This window comes from Curtobacterium sp. MCPF17_003 (assembly GCF_003224385.1).
GTDB lineage: Bacteria > Actinomycetota > Actinomycetes > Actinomycetales > Microbacteriaceae > Curtobacterium > Curtobacterium flaccumfaciens.
This window is the reverse complement of sequence record NZ_QKLC01000001.1, coordinates 287,677-306,973: the sequence shown is the minus strand read 5'-3', so window position 1 is coordinate 306,973 and position 19,297 is coordinate 287,677. Positions and strand designations below refer to the sequence as shown.

At 70.7% G+C, this 19,297-nt stretch carries 16 protein-coding genes; 6 read left to right on the top strand and 10 right to left on the bottom strand.

Going from position 1 to position 19,297, the window contains the following annotated elements; genetic code table 11:
• Window positions 1-3: 3 nt before the first annotated feature.
• The 6 genes from DEJ30_RS01490 to DEJ30_RS01465 form a co-directional block, all read right to left on the bottom strand.
• Window positions 4-876 (bottom strand): alpha/beta fold hydrolase, encoded by an 873-nt coding sequence (locus tag DEJ30_RS01490; RefSeq protein ID WP_110858728.1) that lies wholly within the window; start codon window positions 874-876, stop codon window positions 4-6.
• The gene (locus DEJ30_RS01485) at window positions 873-2,660 is read right to left on the bottom strand and encodes an ABC transporter ATP-binding protein (protein ID WP_110858727.1); all 1,788 of its coding nucleotides are present in this window, start codon (window positions 2,658-2,660) and stop codon (window positions 873-875) included. The genes DEJ30_RS01490 and DEJ30_RS01485 overlap by 4 nt, the downstream gene beginning before the upstream one ends.
• On the bottom strand, window positions 2,657-3,598 hold the full coding sequence (locus DEJ30_RS01480) for an ABC transporter permease (RefSeq protein WP_110858726.1): 942 nt from the start codon (window positions 3,596-3,598) through the stop codon (window positions 2,657-2,659). Before DEJ30_RS01480 ends, DEJ30_RS01485 begins: the two co-directional genes overlap by 4 nt.
• Window positions 3,599-3,656: 58 nt before the next feature.
• Window positions 3,657-4,637: an ABC transporter permease gene (locus DEJ30_RS01475; RefSeq protein WP_110858725.1), complete on the bottom strand. Its 981-nt coding sequence runs from the start codon at window positions 4,635-4,637 to the stop codon at window positions 3,657-3,659.
• A complete protein-coding gene (locus DEJ30_RS01470) occupies window positions 4,634-6,415 on the bottom strand; it encodes an ABC transporter substrate-binding protein (RefSeq protein ID WP_258369767.1) in 1,782 nt (593 codons plus the stop codon). Before DEJ30_RS01470 ends, DEJ30_RS01475 begins: the two co-directional genes overlap by 4 nt.
• A gap of 94 nt (window positions 6,416-6,509) precedes the next feature.
• A complete protein-coding gene (locus tag DEJ30_RS01465; protein ID WP_110858723.1) occupies window positions 6,510-7,610 on the bottom strand; it encodes a LacI family DNA-binding transcriptional regulator in 1,101 nt (366 codons plus the stop codon).
• A 228-nt stretch (window positions 7,611-7,838) separates the two neighbouring features.
• On the opposite strand from DEJ30_RS01465, the gene DEJ30_RS18015 reads away from it, so the two are divergent.
• Window positions 7,839-7,988 carry a hypothetical protein gene (locus DEJ30_RS18015; RefSeq protein ID WP_155896754.1) on the top strand — a complete coding sequence of 50 codons (150 nt, stop codon included), beginning with the start codon at window positions 7,839-7,841 and terminating at the stop codon, window positions 7,986-7,988.
• Between the two features lie 102 nt (window positions 7,989-8,090).
• Here DEJ30_RS18015 and DEJ30_RS01460 read toward each other — a convergent pair whose 3' ends face one another.
• Window positions 8,091-8,792, bottom strand: coding sequence for a GntR family transcriptional regulator (locus DEJ30_RS01460; protein WP_231564062.1), 702 nt, complete (start codon window positions 8,790-8,792; stop codon window positions 8,091-8,093).
• Between the two features lie 98 nt (window positions 8,793-8,890).
• Between DEJ30_RS01460 and DEJ30_RS01455 the strand changes: the two genes are divergently transcribed.
• Window positions 8,891-10,102 (top strand): MFS transporter, encoded by a 1,212-nt coding sequence (locus DEJ30_RS01455; RefSeq protein ID WP_110858722.1) that lies wholly within the window; start codon window positions 8,891-8,893, stop codon window positions 10,100-10,102.
• Window positions 10,103-10,158: 56 nt separating this feature from the next.
• Here DEJ30_RS01455 and DEJ30_RS01450 read toward each other — a convergent pair whose 3' ends face one another.
• The 3 genes from DEJ30_RS01450 to DEJ30_RS01440 form a co-directional block, all read right to left on the bottom strand.
• Entirely contained in the window at window positions 10,159-11,001 is an 843-nt protein-coding gene (locus tag DEJ30_RS01450) for a formate/nitrite transporter family protein (RefSeq protein ID WP_110858721.1), read from the bottom strand.
• Window positions 11,002-11,112: 111 nt separating this feature from the next.
• Window positions 11,113-12,279, bottom strand: a complete 1,167-nt coding sequence (locus DEJ30_RS01445) for a Vms1/Ankzf1 family peptidyl-tRNA hydrolase (protein ID WP_110858720.1) — start codon at window positions 12,277-12,279, stop codon at window positions 11,113-11,115.
• Window positions 12,260-12,601 (bottom strand): hypothetical protein, encoded by a 342-nt coding sequence (locus tag DEJ30_RS01440; RefSeq protein WP_110858719.1) that lies wholly within the window; start codon window positions 12,599-12,601, stop codon window positions 12,260-12,262. Before DEJ30_RS01440 ends, DEJ30_RS01445 begins: the two co-directional genes overlap by 20 nt.
• Before the next feature lie 208 nt (window positions 12,602-12,809).
• Between DEJ30_RS01440 and DEJ30_RS01435 the strand changes: the two genes are divergently transcribed.
• Genes DEJ30_RS01435 through DEJ30_RS01420 form a run of 4 tightly spaced genes read left to right on the top strand, consistent with a single transcriptional unit; the run spans window position 12,810 to window position 19,253 of the window.
• Entirely contained in the window at window positions 12,810-14,168 is a 1,359-nt protein-coding gene (locus tag DEJ30_RS01435; RefSeq protein ID WP_110858718.1) for an extracellular solute-binding protein, read from the top strand.
• The gene (locus DEJ30_RS01430) at window positions 14,165-15,280 is read left to right on the top strand and encodes a carbohydrate ABC transporter permease (RefSeq protein ID WP_110858717.1); all 1,116 of its coding nucleotides are present in this window, start codon (window positions 14,165-14,167) and stop codon (window positions 15,278-15,280) included. The genes DEJ30_RS01435 and DEJ30_RS01430 overlap by 4 nt, the downstream gene beginning before the upstream one ends.
• The gene (locus tag DEJ30_RS01425; protein ID WP_110858716.1) at window positions 15,277-16,212 is read left to right on the top strand and encodes a carbohydrate ABC transporter permease; all 936 of its coding nucleotides are present in this window, start codon (window positions 15,277-15,279) and stop codon (window positions 16,210-16,212) included. The genes DEJ30_RS01430 and DEJ30_RS01425 overlap by 4 nt, the downstream gene beginning before the upstream one ends.
• A complete protein-coding gene (locus DEJ30_RS01420) occupies window positions 16,209-19,253 on the top strand; it encodes a glycoside hydrolase family 2 TIM barrel-domain containing protein (protein ID WP_110858715.1) in 3,045 nt (1,014 codons plus the stop codon). The genes DEJ30_RS01425 and DEJ30_RS01420 overlap by 4 nt, the downstream gene beginning before the upstream one ends.
• The last annotated feature ends 44 nt before the right edge of the window (window positions 19,254-19,297 follow it).

The window sequence follows — 19,297 nt, the reverse complement described above, 5'->3', positions numbered from 1 at the left end:
CTTTCAGTGTTGTGACAAGAAGGTGTCGAACACGGCGACCGTGCCGAGGGGGTTCTCGACCTGGGGGCCGTGGTAGCTGGCCGGGATCACCTCGTACGCTGCCCCGGTGTCCTCGGCCATCTGCCGCTGCCACGGGATCGGCCAGGCGTTGTCCCACTCGCCGTGGGCGACGAGGACCGGCAGGCCGGTGGCGCGCAGGGCGTCGGAGGCGTCAGTGTGGTCCTCGAGGATGTGCCCGCCGGCGACGACGCTGAGCGGGCTGGTCGCGTCGAAGCGGTCGCGCACCATCCGGACGTCGTCGGGCAGCTCGTCGTCGGGCCGGTACGCCCAGAGCGGGTTCGTCGAGTCGAACAGCTGCCGGAGGTTCCCGCCGGTGTCGTGCAGGATCGTCAGCTCGGCGACCTTGCGGTACGGCCAGCCGTGCGGCCCGGAGCAGAACTGCACGACGTCGCGGAACGCCGTCGGGTCCTGGAGCGCGGCGGCCCGGACGATCACGCCGCCGAGCGAGTGCCCGATCAGGTGCACGGGGGCGCCGTCGTCGAGCAGGCGCGCGACCCGCACGACGTCGGCGGCTTCTTCGTCGAGGGAGTAGTCGCGGGGTTCGGTCGGTGCGGCCGAGTCGGCCTGACCGCGTCGGCTGATCGCGACCGCGGTCCACCCGGCGTCGCGGAGGACGGGCAGGAAGGTCCGCCAGTCCTCCTTCGAGCCGGTGTAGCCGGGGACGATGAGCACGACGCCCTTCGACACCCCCTCGGGCACGATCCGGTAGGCCGTGAGCCGCCCGACCGGGACGTCGATCCCGACGACGTCGACGCCGTCCGGGGTGGGCAGGTGTCCGAAGGCCGGGACGGTGGGGAACTCGTGCAGGTTCGTCATGCGCGCAGTGTCCTCCGCGGGTTCGGCACCGCGTCCAGCAGGGCGACCGTGTAGTCGTCCTGCGGGTGCTGCAGCACCTCGGCCGTGTGACCCCGCTCGACCACGGCGCCCTCGTGGAGCACCATGATGTCGTCCGTGATGAGCCGCGCGCTCAGCAGGTCGTGCGTGATGTAGAGGAGCGAGACGCCCCACTGCTCGCGGAGGTCCTCGAGCAGTGCGAGCACGCCGGCGCGAAGCGTCACGTCGAGCATCGACACCGGCTCGTCGGCGATGATCACCTGCGGGTCGCTCGCGAGCGCCCGGGCGATGACCACGCGCTGCCGCTGCCCGCCGGAGAGCTGGTGCGGGAGCTTCTGCGCGAACTGCTCGACGGGGGTGAGCCCCACCGTGTCGAGCAGCTCGAGCACCCGGCGCCGGGCATCGCGGCCGGTCAGCCCGGTGTAGTTCGCGATCGGCCGGGACAGCGTGTACTCGACCGTGTGCAGCGGGTTGAGCGCCGAGTACGGGTCCTGGAACACCATCTGGACCTCGGAGCGCAGGTCCCGCAGGCCGCGCTTGCCGAGGCGGGCGACGTCGAGGTCCCCGAACCGGACCGTGCCGGTGGTCGGCTTCTCGACGCCGGTGAGCAGCTTCGCGATGGTCGACTTGCCCGAACCGGACTGGCCGACCAGGGCGAGCGACTGCCCGGGCTCCAGGGTGAACGACACGTCGCGCACGGCCTGCACCGGCTGCTCACCGCGGCGGGGAGCCGGGTAGGTCTTCACGATGTGGTCGACGACGATCGGGTTGCGGGCGGCACTGCGCTCACGGGAGCCGACGGTGCTGAACGACGAGGTCGTCTCCTGCCGCTTCTCGCCGGCCTCGGCGCGGAGCGAGCGGTCCGGGAAGCCCGGGAGCGACACCACCTCGGCGCGGGGGTCGGCGTAGTGCGACAGGAGCATCTGCGTGTACTCGTCCTGCGGGTCGCGGAGGATCTCGCGTGCGCCGCCGTCCTCGACGATCCGGCCCTCGTGCATGACGAGGACGCGCTCGGTGGCCTCGAGGACGATGCCGAGGTCGTGGCTGATCAGGATCGCCGTGAAGCCCTCGGTGCGCTGCAGCTCGATGATGGTGTCCATCACGGCGTGCTGCACGAGGACGTCGAGCGCCGTCGTCGGCTCGTCGAACACCATGAGCTGCGGCTCGAGCGAGAGCGCCAGGGCGATGGAGACGCGCTGCCGCATGCCGCCGGAGAGCTCCCCGGGGAACCGGGCGAGCATCGAGGTCGGCAGCTTCACCTTCTCGATGAGCTCCTTCATCCGGGCGTCCCAACGGTCGCGCGACACGTGGCCGTGCGCCTTGAAGACGTCGATGAAGTGGTTCCGGATGGTGCGCACCGGGTTGAGCGCGTTCATGCCGGACTGCAGCACCATGGCGAAGCCGCCCTGCCGCTGCTGGCGCAGGGCTTCGTCGTCGAGGTCGCGGATGTCCTTCCCCGCGAAGACGATGCTGCCGCCGTTCGTCCGTGCCGGCGGCTTCTGCAGCCGGGTCAGCGCGTACCCGAGCGTCGACTTGCCGGAACCGGACTCGCCGACCAGGCCGACGAACTCGCCCTTCTTCAGCTGGAACGACACGTGGTCGACGGCCTGGACGGCGCTCTGGCCGGCCGACTCGTAGACGACCGACAGGTCGCGGACGTCGAGCAGGACGTCCTGGACGCCACCGCTGTCGGACTGGAGGCCCGTGGCGGCGCCGGTGGGCGCCTCCAGGCCGTCTGCCGGGTGCGTTTCTGGCAAGCCGCTCATGCGCGCTTCTCCTTACGGGGCCGTGCGCCGTCGCGCAGCCGCGGGTTGGACACGGCGTCGACGCCGAAGTTGATCAGGGTGAGGCTCATCGCGAGCAGCGCGATGCAGAGACCCGGCGCGAAGAGCAGGATCCACTGCCCGGTGAGGAGCGCGTTCGAGTTCTGCGCCCAGTACAGGATCGTGCCCCAGCTGACGATCGACGAGTCGCCGAGTCCGAGGAACTCGAGGCCCGCCTCGGCGAGGATGGCGCTGGTGGCGGCCCCGAAGAAGCTGCCGACGATGAGGCTCGTCATGTTCGGCAGGATCTCGCGGAACACGATGCGGGTCGCGCCCTCACCGGAGAACTGGGCGGCGGTGACGAAGTCCCGGCCGCGCAGCGACTGCGTCTGCGAGCGGAGCACGCGAGCGCCCCACGCCCAACCGGTTACGACGATGACCGCGATGATCACCGCGATGCCGCCGTTCTGCAGGTAGGCGGCGATGACGATCATCAGGGGCAGACCCGGGATGACGAGGAACAGGTTCACGATGAACCCGATGACCTCGGCGATCCAGCCGCGGACGTAGCCCCAGCTGAGGCCGATCGCGACGGCGACGAGCGTGGACAGGATGCCCGCGACCGCGCCGACCATGACCGAGATGCGGGCGCCGTAGATGATCTGGGACAGGACGTCCTCGCCGGCGGCGGTGGTGCCCATCCAGTGGTCCGGCGTCGCGTCGGCGGACCGGGCGAAGCCGTTCTGGCTGGCACCGTAGGGGGCCAGGAGCGGGGCGAAGACCGCGACGAACACGAAGACGCCGAGGATGATGATGCCGATCCGGGCCTTCTTGTTCGACCAGACGACGCCGAACTGGCGGGCGGCGGCGCGCCACTTGGACGGTGCTGCTTGTTCTTCCGTGTCCTGCGTTCGCACGGCGATGGTTGCGTTGTTGGTCATCGACGTGCCCCCGTGTGCTTGATGTGGGCGCAGCACGCCGCCTTCGTGATGTTGTTGGTCATCGACGCGTCCTCGGGTCCAGGACGCCGTACATGACGTCCACGATGAAGTTGGCGATGAGCACCGACACGGTGATCATCAGGAAGAGGGCCTGCATGAGCGGGTAGTCCTGCCCGATCACGGCGTTGAACAGCAGGTAGCCGATGCCCGGGTAGCCGAAGACCTGCTCGACCAGGACGGAACCGCCGACCACGCCACCGAGCGCCAGACCGAAGCCGGTCAGGTTCGGCAGGATCGCGTTGCGGGCCGCATAGCGGATGGCCACGGTGCGTCCGCGCAGGCCGTTGGCCTCGGCGAAGGTCACGTAGTCGTCACCGAGGGTGTTGATCATCGCGTTGCGCATGCCGATGATCCAACCGCCGAGGCTCGTCACCAGGATCGTGACCGCCGGCAGCACCGCGTGCTGCAGTGCGTCGCCGAAGAAGGCACCGTTGAGCCCGGGCGTCGTCGTCGCCGAGTAGGCGCCCGTGGTCGGGAACCAGTGCAGCACGTAGCCGAGGAAGAACAGCAGCAGCAGGGCGGTCCAGAAGTACGGGAACGTCGACATGAAACTCCCCGACAGGGTGGGCAGCGAGTCGAGCCAGGTGCCGCGCTTCCACGCCGCCGCGACACCGATCAGGGTGCCGAGGACGAACGCCAGGATCGTGACGACCCCGACCAGGATCAGCGTGTACGGCAGGGCCTTCGACACGAGGTCGCCGACGGGCTGGGGGTAGAACGTGTAGCTCGTGCCGAAGTCGAGGGTGACGACCTGGTGCAGGTAGCTGACGTACTGGTCCCAGAGGTTGCCGGTCGGCACCCCGAGCTGGGCCTCGATGGCCTTCTTGGTGGCGTCGGTGACCGGGCCGTTCTGGCTGAGCTTCGCGAGTGCGGCGTCGGCCGGGCTGCCGGGCATCAGACGCGGGAGCACGAAGTTCAGCGTGACCGCGGCCCAGAGGGTCAGGACGAAGAGGACGAGTTTCTGGAGGATGTACTTCACTTCTGGTCCTCCTGCTGCTCGGCGTTCTGCTCCTGCAGGATCTGCTTGCCGGCGGCGCTGTCGCGGAGCCGGAGCTTGGTGAAGATGAGCAGCGGTGCCGAGTCGTAGTTCTGCGGTGCCATGTAGGGGTCCTTCGCGCTCGGCCAGCCGACGAACTTGCCGGTGTTGAACAGGCCCCAGAGCCCGCCGTAGTACATGCCGATGACGGGGAGCTCGTCGTAGACGGTCTGCTGCAGCTGGTCGAGGATCTCCTGCTGCTTCGCGGTGTCCGTCGTCGCCTTGTACTCGTCGAGGAGCTTCTGGGTGTCGGCGTTCTTGTACCGCTCGTAGTTGTTGACGGTCGACTTGCCGACCGGCTGGTAGAACTCGCTGCTGAGCAGGGAGTTGAACGCCTGGTAGACGTCACCGTTGCCCATGCCGCCCATCGCCATGTCGAACGTGCCGTTGTTGATGTTCTGCTGGTACCCGGCGGGCTGCGGCGCCTGGATCGTCACCTTGATGCCGATGGCCGTCAGTTCGCGGCGGACCTCCTGCGCGGCGCGGAGCCAGTCGGAGTAGCCGTTCGCGGTCATGATCGTGATCGCGAGCTGCTTGCCGTCCTTGACGACCTTGCCGCCCTGCACGGTGTAACCGGACTTCTCGAGGCTGGCGAGTGCCGCCTTCGTGTCCTGGGTGATCATGCCCTGGTCGGGGATGTCCGGGTTGAGGTACCGCTCCTGGTTCGGCAGGATCAGGCCGGTCTGGCCCGCCGCCGACAGGTTGCCCTCGGACGCGGTCTCGGCGATGGCGTCGCGGTCCAGCGCGAGCGAGATGCCCCGGCGGACGTTGACGTCGTCGTACGGCGCCTTCGTCAGGTTCGGGATGAGGCCGATCACACCGCCGGCCGGGAACCACCACTCGTTCGTCTTCGACGCGGCGCCCCAGGTGCCCTTCACGTCGGAGATGAACGAGTACGCCCAGTCGTAGCCGCGGGTGACGGTGTCGAGCTGCGTGTTCGTCGCCGGCAGGATGAGGTGCTTGATGGCGATCTTGTCGGCCTGCCAGTACTCCGGGTTCTTGTCCATCGAGTACTGCTGGTCGGTGTAGTTGCCGAGGACGAACGGCCCGGTGCCGACCGGGTTCGGGTCGCGCCAGGTCGTCGGGTCCTTCACGCCGCCCCAGTGGTCCTGGCCGAGGATGTAGGTCTGCCCGATGATCGTCAGGCTCGGGACGTCCTCGCTCTTGAGGTGGAAGACGACGTGGTCGCCGTCCTGCTCGATGCGCTCGATGTGCTGCCAGGCGCCCTTGACGTCCATGGCCGGGAACTTCTTGAGCAGGTCGAAGGTGAAGACGACGTCCTTCGCGCTGAACGGCGACCCGTCGGACCACTCGACACCCGAGCGGATCGTCATGTCGATGGTCTTCGCGTCGGGCTGGCTCCACGCGCTGGCGAGCCACGGGTTGCGCTTGCCGTCGAGGGGGTTCACCTCGATGAGGGGCTCGTACATCCACTTGGAGGCCGTGCGGGCGTTCGCGATGTACGGGTTGAAGTTGCGGTCGAACAGCGGGTTGCCGCGGTCCGCGTTGATGAGCATCGTGTCCTTGCCGATGGTGGGATCGGGTTCGGAACGGACCTGGATGCTGCAGCCGGTGGCCACGAGGGCCACTGCGGCGAGGCCGGCGATGGCCGCGACGAGGCGGCCTCGGCGGCGGGGGCCTGGGTCACGCGTGCCGCGCGTGCGCTGTGGGGGAAGCGTCATTGCTCGGTCGACCTCCATGTCGAGTCGGTACGTGCTCAATGTATGCGCTTACATCGCGGCGTGCAAGCGCGGGTGTTGTTTCGCGGTGCGGCACGGTGCGAGGGCGTCGCGTGTGGTGCGAAGCGTCGCACGCCTACAGCGCGGGCGGGCAGCTCTCGCGCAGCAGCACCTCGACGGGCAGGCGCACGGCGCGCGGCGGCCCCTCGCGGCGCTCCAGCCGGTCCACGATCGCCAGGACGGCAGCACGGCCGAGCGCCCCCATCGGCTGGTGCACGGTCGTCAGGCGCGGCGACGAGAACCGACCGGCGTCGATGCCGTCGAACCCGGTCACGACGAGGTCCTCGGGCACTCGGAGGCCCCGGGCAGCGGCGGCGTCGAGCACCCCGAGCGCGGACTGGTCGTTCGAGCAGACGACGGCGCGCGGGACGTCGTCGGCCAGCAGCGACACCGCGAGCTCCCGCGCACGAGCCCGGCCGAAGTCGCCGTGCACGATCCGCACCGACGAGGCCGGCACCCCGTGGTCGGCCAGCGCCGCGCGGAACCCCGCCGAGCGCTCCATGTCGTCGGGCGAGTCGATCGGGCCCGCGACGTACGCGAGGGACCGGATCCCCAGGCGCCCGATCACGTGCGACGCCAGGGTCCGCATGCCCGCGGCGTTGTCCACGCTCACCGAGTCGAACCCGTGCGAGCGCCGGTCATCGGCGAGCACCACCACCGGGATGCGTCGGGCGACGTGCTCGAGCAGGTCGTCGGGCACGGTCTGCGCCAGCACGGCGAGCCCGTCGACCCGGCCGGCGACGTCGTTCACGATGACGTCGCGCGACGACCCCCGCCCGGCGGCGACCATGAGCGCGAGCCCCCGCTGCCAGGCCTCGGTCTCGGCACCGCGCAGGACCTCGTCGAAGTACAGGTTGGACGAGAACGGCTGCGTCACGTGCCGCCGGTCGTCGACCACGCGGACGCCGCCGTCGGTGACCAGGTCCGGCCGCTCGTCGGGCACCACGTCGAACCCTGGCAGCAGCAGTCCGACGACGCCGGTGCGCTTGCCGGCGAGGGCACGGGCGTTGCCGGACGGGACGTACCCGAGGCTCCGGATCGCCGCCTGCACGCGGTCCCGGGTGCCTTCGCGGACGGCGTCGGGCGTGCGGAGCACGCGTGAGACGGTGGCGATGGAGACGCCGGCTGCGGAGGCGACGTCGTAGACCGTGGGAGGTGCGGTGCGCTGGTCGGCCAACCCGTGCCTCCCCTTCGACGTCCGCTGGTGCCGCGCCTCGCGCTGTGCGGCCGGACCATCCTAGGCATGCCGTGTCCCGGGAGTTCTCCACACGGCGCCGGAAACGCTTGCGGGACAGCGGGGGTCGCGCGACACTGTTCCGACCTCAGTACGTCCCGTGAGGAAGCGCACCAGCGGGCCGCGTGCCCGCACCGATCAGGTTGCCCACACGCAGGGGAAGGACACGAGATGTCACAGTCGACACGTTCCGGGAGCAAGCTCGCACTCCGCGCGAGCCACGACGAGGCCGAGGTGCGCGACGCGCTGCTCGAGCGCACGGATTCGATCCGCACGTTCGACGATCTCGACGCGCCGCAGGAGACGACGGACCTGCGCTAGCGGCTCGCGCCCGGCCTCCCCCGGACACGGTCAGGAGGCCCGGGCAGCGCCCGCAGACCGCTCACTTCAGCGCTCGTCACCTCAGCGCTCGGTCGCGCCACGTCAGCGCTCGGTCGCGCCCACGATCGTCATGCCCGCCCCGCGCAGGCGTCGGCGCTCCTGCGCGATCCAGCTGAGCAGCCGGTCGTTCGTGCCGGCCACGTGGGCGGCCACGAGTTCCGCTGCGCGGTCCGCGTCACCGTCGCGTACGGCGTCGATGATGGCGCTGTGCTCGTCCCACGCGGCGTCGCGCGCCTCGGGCGTGCGGACCTCGATCCAGCGCGTGCGCTCGAGTCGCGTCAGGGCGTCGGCGATGGCGTCGGTGACGAACCGGTTGCCACCGAGTGCGGCGAGGTCGAGGTGGAACGTCGACCCCATCCGGATGCCGGCCTGCTGGTCGGGGGTGGGCTGGAGGGCGTCGAGGTGCCCGCGGACCTCCGCCAACTGCTCCGGCGTGGCGCGCTGGACGGCCAGCCGCACGGCAGCGGGCTCGAGGATGCCGCGGAGCTCGGCGAGCGAGGCGATCTCGTCGAGGTCGATCGGGGTGACCGTCCACGAACGACCCTCGTGCAGGATGAGTCCCTCGCGCTCGAGCCGCGACAGTGCGGCGCGGACCGGCGTGCGCGAAGCGTGGAACCGTGCCTCGAGCCCTCGCTCCGAGATGCGCTCCCCCGGTGCGATGTCGAGGGTCAGGATGGCTGCGCGCAGGTTGTCGTAGAGCTGGGCCGTCTGCGACACGGGCGCGGCGTCGGTCGTGTCGGTCACGGCGGACAAGCCTAGCGGCGTGACGGCGGGAATGGTATACCGTTCTGGTATACCAAACCGTTCCGCGACGGAACGACGACGAACGGCCGAGACGACCCATGCCCACGACCGACGCTCCGCAGCGATCCACCACGACGTCGCCGGTCTCGGCCCGCGCCTGGACGATGCTCGCCCTCGGGGTCGCGGCCCAGGCGGCGGGGACGCTCGTCGTGTCCGCCCCGGCGCTCCTCATCCCCCACCTGCTCAGCCGCGGCACGTCCCTGCCGGTCGCCGGGGTCCTCGCCGCCGCTCCGACCTTCGGCATGGTCCTGACACTCATCGCCTGGGGCGCGATCACCGACCGGTTCGGCGAGCGCGTCGTCATCGCCGGCGGCCTCGTGCTCACCATGCTCGCCGTGGTCGCCGCCTGGCTGGCTGCCGGTGACCCGGTGCTGCTCGGGTTGGCGTTCCTGGCCGGCGGCATGACGAGTGCCTCGACGAACGCCGCGAGCGGTCGGGTCGTGGTGGGGTGGTTCCCGAAGGAGCGCCGGGGACTCGCGATGGGCATCCGACAGATGTCGCAGCCGCTCGGGGTGACGCTCGCGGCGGTCACGGTGCCGCAGCTCGCCGAGGGCTCCGGGATCCGCGCGGCCCTGGTCCTGCCGATCGTGCTCTGCGCGGTGCTCGCCGTCTGCTGCGCGATCGGGATCACCGACCCGCCACGCCCTGCCCGGGCCACGGTGGCGACGACGGCGACCGCGAACCCCTACCGGTCGAGCGGCTTCCTGTGGCGGGTGCACGCGGTGTCGGTCCTGCTCGTGGTGCCGCAGTTCACCCTGTCGACGTACGGGCTCGTCTGGCTCGTGGGCCTCGGCTGGTCGACACCGGCGGCCGGGATGCTGGTCGGCGCCGCGCAGTTCGTCGGGGCGATCGGCCGGATCGTGGTCGGTGGCTGGAGCGACCGGGCCGGGTCGCGCGTCGGCCCCCTCCGGATCGTCGCGGTGAGCGCGGCGGTGGTGATGGCGGTGCTCGCGGTCGTCGACGCGACGCACCTGGCCGGGGCTGCGGTGTTCCTGGTGCTCGCGACGAGCGTGACGGTCGCCGACAACGGGCTGGCCTACACGTCGGTCGCCGAGGCGGCGGGTCCGTTCTGGTCGGGCCGGGCGCTCGGGGCGCAGAACACCGGGCAGTTCATCGCGGCGAGTGCCGTCGGTCCGGGCATCGGCGCCCTGGTCGGTGCGCTCGGGTTCGCGGCGTCGTTCGGCATCGTGGCGGTGCTCCCGCTGCTCGCGGTCCCGCTGGTGCCCCGCCGCGACCGTTCGCACGACTGACCGCTCGCGCGACTGACCGCGAGCGACCCCGTCAGTCGCACCGCCCGTCGCGCTCGTCAGCCCTGTTCGTGGTCGGCGCGCTCGGGGTCGTCCTGGGAGTCCCGGCGGCGGTCCTGCATGAGCTCCTTCGTCCGGAGCAAGCGCAGCGCCGTCACGAGCACCAGCCCGCCGAGGACGTTGAACAGCAGCGTGTACCCGAACCAGCCGAGCCACTGCCCGTAGGTGATGTCCGCGCCCGACTGGATCGCCCCGAAGACGAGCAGCGAGTCGAGGATCGAGTGGAAGAGCTGCAGCCCGGCGAGGAGGAAGCCTCCGGCGACGGCGGCGACGAGCTTCGCGGGGTCCGAGTCGGTGCCCTGCTGCATCCGCGTCATCAGGGTGATCGTGCTGCCGCCCAGGACCGCCAGCACGATGCTCTGCAGTCCGAACGGCGCATCGACGTAGTGGTGTGCCGACTCCGAGAGCGTCACGTGCCACTGCGGGAACGCCTGGACGACGAGCCACATGAACACCCATCCCCCGGCCAGGTTCGCCACGAGGGTGCCGCCCCACAGTCGAACGAGCTGCAGCACGGTCCCCTCGCGGGCGACCACGGCCGCGACCGGCATCAGGAAGTTCTCGGTGAAGAGTTCGCTGTGCGCCAGGTGCAGCGCGATGAAGCCGATGCCGAAGGCCAGCCCGGCGAGCAGGTGGCTGTCGGTCTCGGTGAGCACCGCCAGGTACGCCATCACCCCGAGACCGACCTCGAGGCCGCCGAAGAATCCCGTGACGAGGACGGCCCGGGTCGTCCGTTGCAGCCGCTCCGCGCCCTCCTCGATGGTCGCGTCGAAGGACTCCGCGAGTTCGTCCTCCACGGGTGCGTCGCTGGTGCCGAGCTCACGTCGGCGGTCGTCGGTCATGGCCGGGACGCTATACGCGGCCGTCGCGGCGGCCCGCAGGATCGCGCCGAGACGGACGCCAGGCCCGGTACCAGCTGGCACCGGGCCTGGCGTCCGTCGTCCGGTCACCGCTCAGGCGGCCGGCACCGCCGGTCCCACCGGCCACCGCAGCAACGCCGCGGCGGGCGCACCGTTCGGCAGCGATGCGGCGTTCACGAGCAGCAGCTCCGCGTCGGTGAGGGCGACCGCCCGGACGATCGCGCACACGGCCGGGACCGGTCCGATGACCGGTGCACCCGCCGCCTGCTCGGGTGCCGTGGCGATCCACGGCACCGCTCCGAGCGCGAGCAGGGTGCGGTCGCCGATCGCGGCGGCGTCGATCGCGACGACCGAGGCCTGCGCCTGCTGCAGCGCCTCGACGACGGACCCGAGGCCGGCGACCGTCTGGTTGTCCCCGCGGCCGACGTGCGTGCGGAGCAGGTCCTCGAAGTCGTGCCGGCGGGTCGCGATGACCCGGGCGAGCGCGATGTCGACGTGCTCGACGAGCGCGGTCTCCGACGCATCCGATGCCCGGGTGTCGACCGGGACCTCGGAGACGACGGCGCGCGCCTCGGTGGACAACTGGTCGAGCAGGAGCCCCCGTGCGCGGATGTCCCCCGCGACCACGATGAGCTTCGGCTGCAGCCGCCGGAACGCCTCGTCGACGGCCGTGGCGACCTCGTTCTGGTTGTCGCGCCAGATCTCCTCGGTGTGGTGCTGCCACCGCAGGTGCGACCAGCCGCCGCCCTGGAACTTGTGGAGCGTGTCGGTGCGGCCCTGCACGCGCTGCTCGTCGCGACGGTCCGGCACGTCGGCGTGACCCAGACGGTAGGCGCGGTAGCCACCGCCCTCGCGACCGACCTCGACGATCAGGAACGGTAGGTCGAGCGGCCGGTGCGCCAGGAGCGGCAGCAGGTCGGGCACGGGGTCGTGGCCGATCGACGTCGGGGCGTGCATCGCCCCGGGCAGGACCTCGCTGAGCACGAGCTCGCCGTCGTGCACGAGCACGTACCGGCTCACGGGCGCCGGCACCCCCGGCGTCTCCTCGAGCTCGGCCATCACCGTGTCGATGACCTCGGCGTCCGCCCCGGCCGACCGCAGCACGTCCTCGGCCTTCCGACGCTGCAGGGCGGCCAGGTGCTGCGGGTCCTCACGGTCACCGGACGCGTCGACGTAGGCCCACGTCCACGTGCCCCCACGCTTCAGGCGTTCGGCGATCCCGGACTGCAGGTGCGGGGCGTCATTCTGCGTCAGAGCCATCGGTGCTGCCCTCCCCGGTCTCGGTGCGGTACACGGTCGCGTCGGCTCCATCGCCCTCGCCGGTGGGCAACGGGTCGGCACGGTCGGCGTCGTCCTCGGGCAGGACGTCGGTGGTGTCGTCCTGCAGTTCGCCCTCGAGCTCGCCGTCGTAGCCCGACGCGGCGAGGGTCTCCGGGTCGTCGGTGTCGTCGGGAACCGGCTCGGACTGCCGGAACTCCTCGACGTGGGCGTTGCTGCCGTGCCCCTGGACGATGCTCTGCGCCTCGTGCGCGAGCTGCTCGTCGAGTTCGGGGCGATGGGTGGTGTTCCCGCGTTCGGTCATCGCTTCTCCTCCCGGTCGTGCCACCGGCGGCCTTCGCCGTCCGGGGCGTCGGTGTCTGCTCTGTGACCCCACCGTCCGCGCCTGGGCCTGGGGCCGTTCCAAGGTGCGCCGGGAATGCGCAGTGTCGGTACGGTCACGAAACCACAACGGCATTCGGTTCTGTGGTTGGGTGTGGACAACCCCGATCAACGACGAACGGAGTGCGGCAATGGCGCCACGACCACGACCCATCACGAGACGACACCTGTTGGGCTTCGGCCTCGGCACCGCGGCGGCGGGACTCCTCGCCGGCTGCGCGGTCCCGGGCTCGACCAACGTCAACAAGGCGGCCCTCGTGCCCGCCGCGGCCCCGGGTGAGGCCGTCCAGCTCACCTACTGGGCCTGGCTCAAGGACCTGCAGAAGGTCTGCGATGTCTGGAACGAGACGCACCCGGACATCCAGGTGACCGCGAACTGGATCCCCGGCGGCAACAGTGGCGGGTACCAGAAGATGTACTCCGCGCTCGCGGCCGGCGGCGGCCCGGACATCGGGCAGGTCGAGCTCCGGCAGATCCCCGAGTTCATGCTCGCGAACGGCCTGGTCGACCTGGCCCGGTACGGGGCGAAGGACTTCGAGTCGGAGTACGACGAGGCCGCATGGGCGCAGGTGTCGTTCGTCGACGGCATCTACGGCATCCCGCAGGACACCGGCCCCATGGGCTTCTACTACCAGACCGCGATCCTCGAGCAGGCCGGCGGCGAACCCCCGACGACGTGGGACGAGTGGCGTGACCTGGCCGACAGGGTCCGGAGCACCGGCAAGCAGAACTACCTCGAGGTGTTCCCGGTCGCCGACGCGTCGCCGTTCGCCGCGTACGCACAGCAGGCCGGCGCGCGCTGGTTCAAGGTCGACGGCGACGAGTGGGTCGTCGACATGACCGACGACAAGACCCTGATGGTCGCGGACTTCTTCGACGGGGTCATCGACGACGAACTGGTCGACACGAGTGCCGGCGCGTACTCCCCCGGGTGGTACGCCGCGGCCGCGAGCGGCAGGATCGCCGCGGTCACGAGCGCGAGCTGGGGTGACGCCCTGATCGAGTCGGTGCAGGGCGGCGAGGGCAAGTGGAAGGTCGCCCCGATGCAGAAGTGGGGCGCCGACGGCTTCGGCTCGAGCGCCATCGGCGGTTCGACGGCCGCCGTGCTGGCGAACGCGAAGCACCCGAAGGAGGCGCTCGAGTTCATCACCTGGATGACCACCTCGAAGGCGGGGATCGACGCGATGATCAAGTACTGCGGCATCGGCTGGTCGCCCGCCGTCGACTACATCGGGGCGCAGCGCCAGCAGCCGTCGAAGTGGTTCTCCGGCCAGAACTACAACGAAGAGGTCTTCGTGCCGGCATCCCAGGAGCAGAACGTCGAGTGGTCGTGGTCCCCGGTGACCCAGTCGGCCTTCACGTCGCTGCAGAACCAGTTCCGCCGCAAGATCACCTCGGGCCTCAAGCTCAGTGACGCCGTGGAGCTCGCACAGCGGGAGATCGTCCAGTCCTTCAAGGACAAGGGCCTCAGCGTCAGGACGGCACGATGACCCAGCAGACCACCACCCCACGGTCCACCGGTCGACCGGCCGGCGGCACCCCCGCGTTCCGCACCAGCACGAAGGCCACGAGCGCGCAGAAGCGTGCCCCGTGGATCCTGCTCGCTCCGTTCCTGGCCCTGTTCCTGCTGACGTTCGTCATCCCGATCATCAGCGCCCTGTTCCAGTCGTTCACCACCGTCGACCGCGAGGGCCTGTTCGGTGAGGACGGCGTCGTCGGCCGGTTCGCCGGGTTCGACAACTACGCGATCGCCCTGCAGGACAGCGGGTTCGTCGCCTCGATCGGCCGCATGCTGCTCTTCGGCATCGTCCAGGTCCCGGTGATGATCATCGCCTGCACGATCCTCGCGCTGTTGCTGGAGTCGGCGAGCGCCCGCTGGCCGGGCTTCTTCCGCGCGATCTACTTCATGCCGTACGGCGTCCCCGGCGTCATCGCGACGATCCTGTGGTCGTTCCTGTACGTGCCCGGGCTGTCACCGATCGTCGCCGGGCTGCAGTCGATGGGGCTGCAGCCGGACTTCCTCGGCGCCAACAGCGTGCTGTGGTCGATCGCGAACATCGTCACCTGGACCTACACCGGCTACAACATGCTCATCATCGTGGCGCAGCTGAAGTCCATCCCCGGCGAGGTCTACGAGGCCGCGAAGGTGGACGGCGCGAACGCGTTCCAGGTCGCGTGGCGGATCCAGATCCCGCTCATCGCACCGGCCCTGGTGCTCACGACGGTGTTCTCGATCATCGGCACGCTGCAGCTCTTCGCGGAGCCGCAGATCCTGTCGACCGTGGCCCCGGCGATCGACACCGAGTACACGCCGAACTACGCCGCCTACACGAACGCGTTCGCGTTCAACGAGTACGGCGTCGCGAGTGCGCAGGCGGTCATCATCGCCCTGGCCGCGTTCATCCTGTCGTTCGCGTTCCTCGCGCTGACGAACCGGCCACCCAAGGACGAACGCGACCGGCGCAAGCGTGCACGGCGCGACGGCCGGGAGGCCCGCACCGCGCTCCGGACGCGCGCTGCGGCGGGCAGCACGGTCACCACCCAAGCCGACCCGGGCCTCCACGCCGGTCGCGTCGCGACCACCGAAGGGACTGACCGATGACCAGCGAAGCCATCGAAGCGCCGGCCACGGCGAAGTCCGCCGTCCCCGTGGACACCACGTCGATCTCGGCGCACCAGCGCCGCAAGCTCGACCGGTCCCCCAGGTCGCAGATCGTCGTGACGGGGATCCTCGTCATCGCCGCGCTGTACTTCCTCGTCCCGCTCTACTGGGTGATCATCGCCGCGACGAAGACCACGGGGGCGCTGTTCTCCACCCCCGGGTTCTGGTTCGGTGGCGAGTTCGCGCTCTGGAGCAACCTGCAGCAGGTGTTCACCTACGACGGCGGCATCTTCGTGCGATGGATCGCGAACAGCGTGCTGTACTCCGGCGTCGGTGCGGTCCTGGCGACCTACTTCGCCGCGGCCGGCGGGTACGCGTTGGCGAAGTACGACTTCCGGGGGCGTCAGTTCGTGTTCGGCACGATCCTGGGCGGCGTCCTCGTGCCGGGGACCGCGACGGCGCTGCCGCTGTTCCTGCTGTTCTCGTCGATGGGCCTGACGGACACGTACTGGAGCGTGCTCATCCCGAGCCTGGTGTCGCCGTTCGGCCTGTTCCTGTGCCGGGTGTACGCCGCCGCGTCGGTGGACACCACCCTGCTCGAACAGGCACGCATCGACGGTGCCGGTGAGCTGCGGATCTTCCACACCGTGGTGCTCCGGCAGATGACCCCGGCGCTCGTCACCGTGTTCCTGTTCCAGGTGGTCGGGATCTGGAACAACTTCTTCCTGCCGCTCATCATGCTGGCAGACCAGAAGCTGTACCCGATAACACTGGGGCTGAACAACTGGCGCTCGCAGGTCGACCGCCTGCCGGAGTTCTACCAGCTCACCACCGGCGGGGTGCTCGTCTCGGTCATCCCGCTCGTCATCGCCATCATCGTCCTCCAGCGCTTCTGGCGTGGAGGCCTCACGGAAGGATCGGTCAAGGGTTGACCCACTCCGCACTCTCGTCCACCGCACCCGGCTCCGACTCGCGGCTGGCACCCCGTGCCTGGCTGCACACCGACGCCCCGTCCCTGTCGCTGAACGGTGACTGGCGGTTCCGGTGGTCGCCCGTCGCCTCGGTCTCCGAGGACTTCGCGACCGACGGTGGGGAGGACGACGACTCGGCCTGGGGCGAGCTGCCGGTGCCGTCGCACTGGGTGCTGCACGGGCACGGGGCCCCGAGCTACACGAACCTGCAGTACCCGTTCCCGATCGACCCCCCGCACCCGCCGGAGGAGAACCCGACCGGCGACCACCGCCGCACCTTCGAGCTGCCGTCGTCGTTCGACGGTGCCGACCGGGTGCTGCTGCGGTTCGACGGGGTCGAGTCGCACTTCCGGGTGTGGCTGAACGGGACGCTCGTGGGGTGGTCGACGGGCTCCCGCCTGGCGACCGAGTTCGACGTCACCGAACTGGTGCGCCCGGGAGCGAACGAGCTCGCGGTCCGGGTGCACCAGTGGTCGGCGGCGTCCTACCTGGAGGACCAGGACCAGTGGTGGCTACCCGGCATCTTCCGTGACGTCACCCTGCTCGCACGACCCACGGCGCCGATCGACGACGTGTTCGTCCAGGCCGGCTGGCGGGCGACGCTCGGCACGCCGGCCTCGGCGGGCACCGCGGCGTCGGGACGGCCGGAGACGGGGACCGGCACGATCACGTTCCCGGCGCTCGAAGCGGTGTTCCCGGTGCGGTTCGCGGTGCCCGACCTGGGCGTCGACGTGACCTGGGCAACGGCGGACGACGTCGCGCCGATCGAGGTCGAGGGCGTCGAACCGTGGAGCGCGGAGCTGCCGAAGCTGTACGAGGCAACGGTGTCGACCGGCTCCGCGGCGACCGGCGCGTCCGCCGGCTCGGGCGGTGAGACCGTCTCGCTCCGGCTCGGGTTCCGCACCGTGTCGATCGTCGGCGACCGGTTCCTGGTGAACGGCGAGCGCGTGGTGTTCCACGGCGTGAACCGGCACGAGACCCACCCCGTGCGCGGCCGGGTCTTCGACGAGGACCACGCCCGCGCCGACATGGCACTGATGAAGCGGAACAACGTCAACGCCATCCGGACCTCGCACTACCCGCCACACCCCCGCGTGCTCGACCTGGCCGACGAGCTCGGGTTCTGGGTGATCCTGGAGTGCGACCTGGAGACCCACGGGTTCATCTTCACCGACTGGGTCGGCAATCCCTCCGACGACCCGGCGTGGGCCGCCGCGTACCTCGACCGCATCGCACGCACCGTCGAGCGCGACAAGAACCACGCCTCGATCGTGATGTGGTCGCTCGGCAACGAGTCCGGCACCGGCCGGAACCTCGCCGCGATGTCGCAGTGGGTGCACGCCCGCGACCCGGAGCGCCCCGTGCACTACGAGGGCGACTACACGGGCGAGTACACCGACGTCTACTCGCGGATGTACCCGACGCTGCAGGAGACCGAGTCGATCGGCGGCGGTACCCCGACGCCCCTGCTCGGCTGCGGCCCGGCCGAGGCCGCACGGCAGCGGTCGAAGCCCTTCATCCACTGCGAGTACGTGCACGCGATGGGCAACGGCCCCGGGCAGATCGCCGAGTACGAGGCCCTGGTCGACCGGTACCCACGGCTGCACGGCGGGTTCGTGTGGGAGTGGCGGGACCACGGCCTGCTCGCGAAGACGCCCACGGGCGAGGACTACTACGCGTACGGCGGGGACTTCGGCGAGGTCGTGCACGACAGCAACTTCGTGATGGACGGCCTGGTGCTGCCCGACGACACCCCGACGCCGGGGCTCGCCGAGTTCGCCGCCGTCGTGGCCCCGGTCCGCCTGGCGGTCTCGGACACCACGGTGCTGGTCGAGAACCGGTACCACTCGGCCTCGACCGCCGGGCTCCGGCTGTGCTGGACCCTGTCGCGGAACGGCGTCGTCGAGGCCTCGGGGCGCCTGTCCACGGGCATCGTCTCCGCACGTGAGTCGGCGACGGTGCCGGTGCCCTCGGAGGTGCTCGACGCGGCCACGTCCGAACTCGCACCCGGCGACGAGCTCTGGTTCGACCTGACCGTGGAACTGGCGGGGCCGACCGCGTGGGCGGACACCGGCCACGTCGTGGCACGCACCCAGCGGCTCGTCGCGGCGCGCGCGGCGGACGCACCACGGGCCTCCCGGCAGGGGTGGGACGGCGACCGACTCGGTGACGGCACCTTCAGTGCCCGCGGCGACCTGGTGTCCTGGAAGGGCCACGAGGTCGCGGGGCCCCGCCTGGAGCTCTGGCGTGCGCCGACCGACAACGACAGCCTGGCGTCACAGGGCGGCTACGAGACCGCGGACCCGGTGCTCACGCACGGGGTCGGCGACCCGACCGCTCCCCCGTCGGCGTCGCGCTGGCGCGACCGAGGGCTGGACCGGCTGACGCACCGGCTGGTGTCGGTGTCGCGGACCACCTCCGGGCTGGAGCAGCGGGTCCGCGTCGCGGCGGCGAACAGCGGGTGGGGCCTCGAGGTCACGCACCGCTGGACCCTGACGTCCGAGGGGCTCGTGCTGCAGACCGACGCCGTGCCGTTCGGCGCCTGGGACGTCACGTGGCCGCGGATCGGGGTGCGGTTCGACCTGCCCGCGTCGCTGGCCGATGCGGAGGCCACCTGGTTCGGGACCGGACCGCTGGAGTCGTACGCCGATTCGAGTGCTGCGGCCCGGGTCGGCCGGTTCTCCGCGCCGGTGCGGTCGCTCGGGGTGGAGTACTCGCGGCCGCAGGAGACCGGGCACCGGCCGTCGCTGCGATCGCTGGCTGTCGGGCCGTTCACCGTGACGACGGTGGGGTCACACCGTGCGGGGTTCACCCTGTCGCCGTGGACCGCGCAGCAGATCGACCGCGCCGAGCACCCGTACGAGCTGCCGACGTCGGACCACCTGTACCTGTACCTCGACGCCGCGCAGCACGGGCTCGGCAGCCGGGCGTGCGGACTGGACGTGCTGCCGGAGCACCAGCTCTGGCCGCAGGCGTTCAGTTGGAGCGTGCTGCTGGGCTAGTCGGTCACGCGCAAAACACCGGTGTTCGCACGTTGCACACCCGC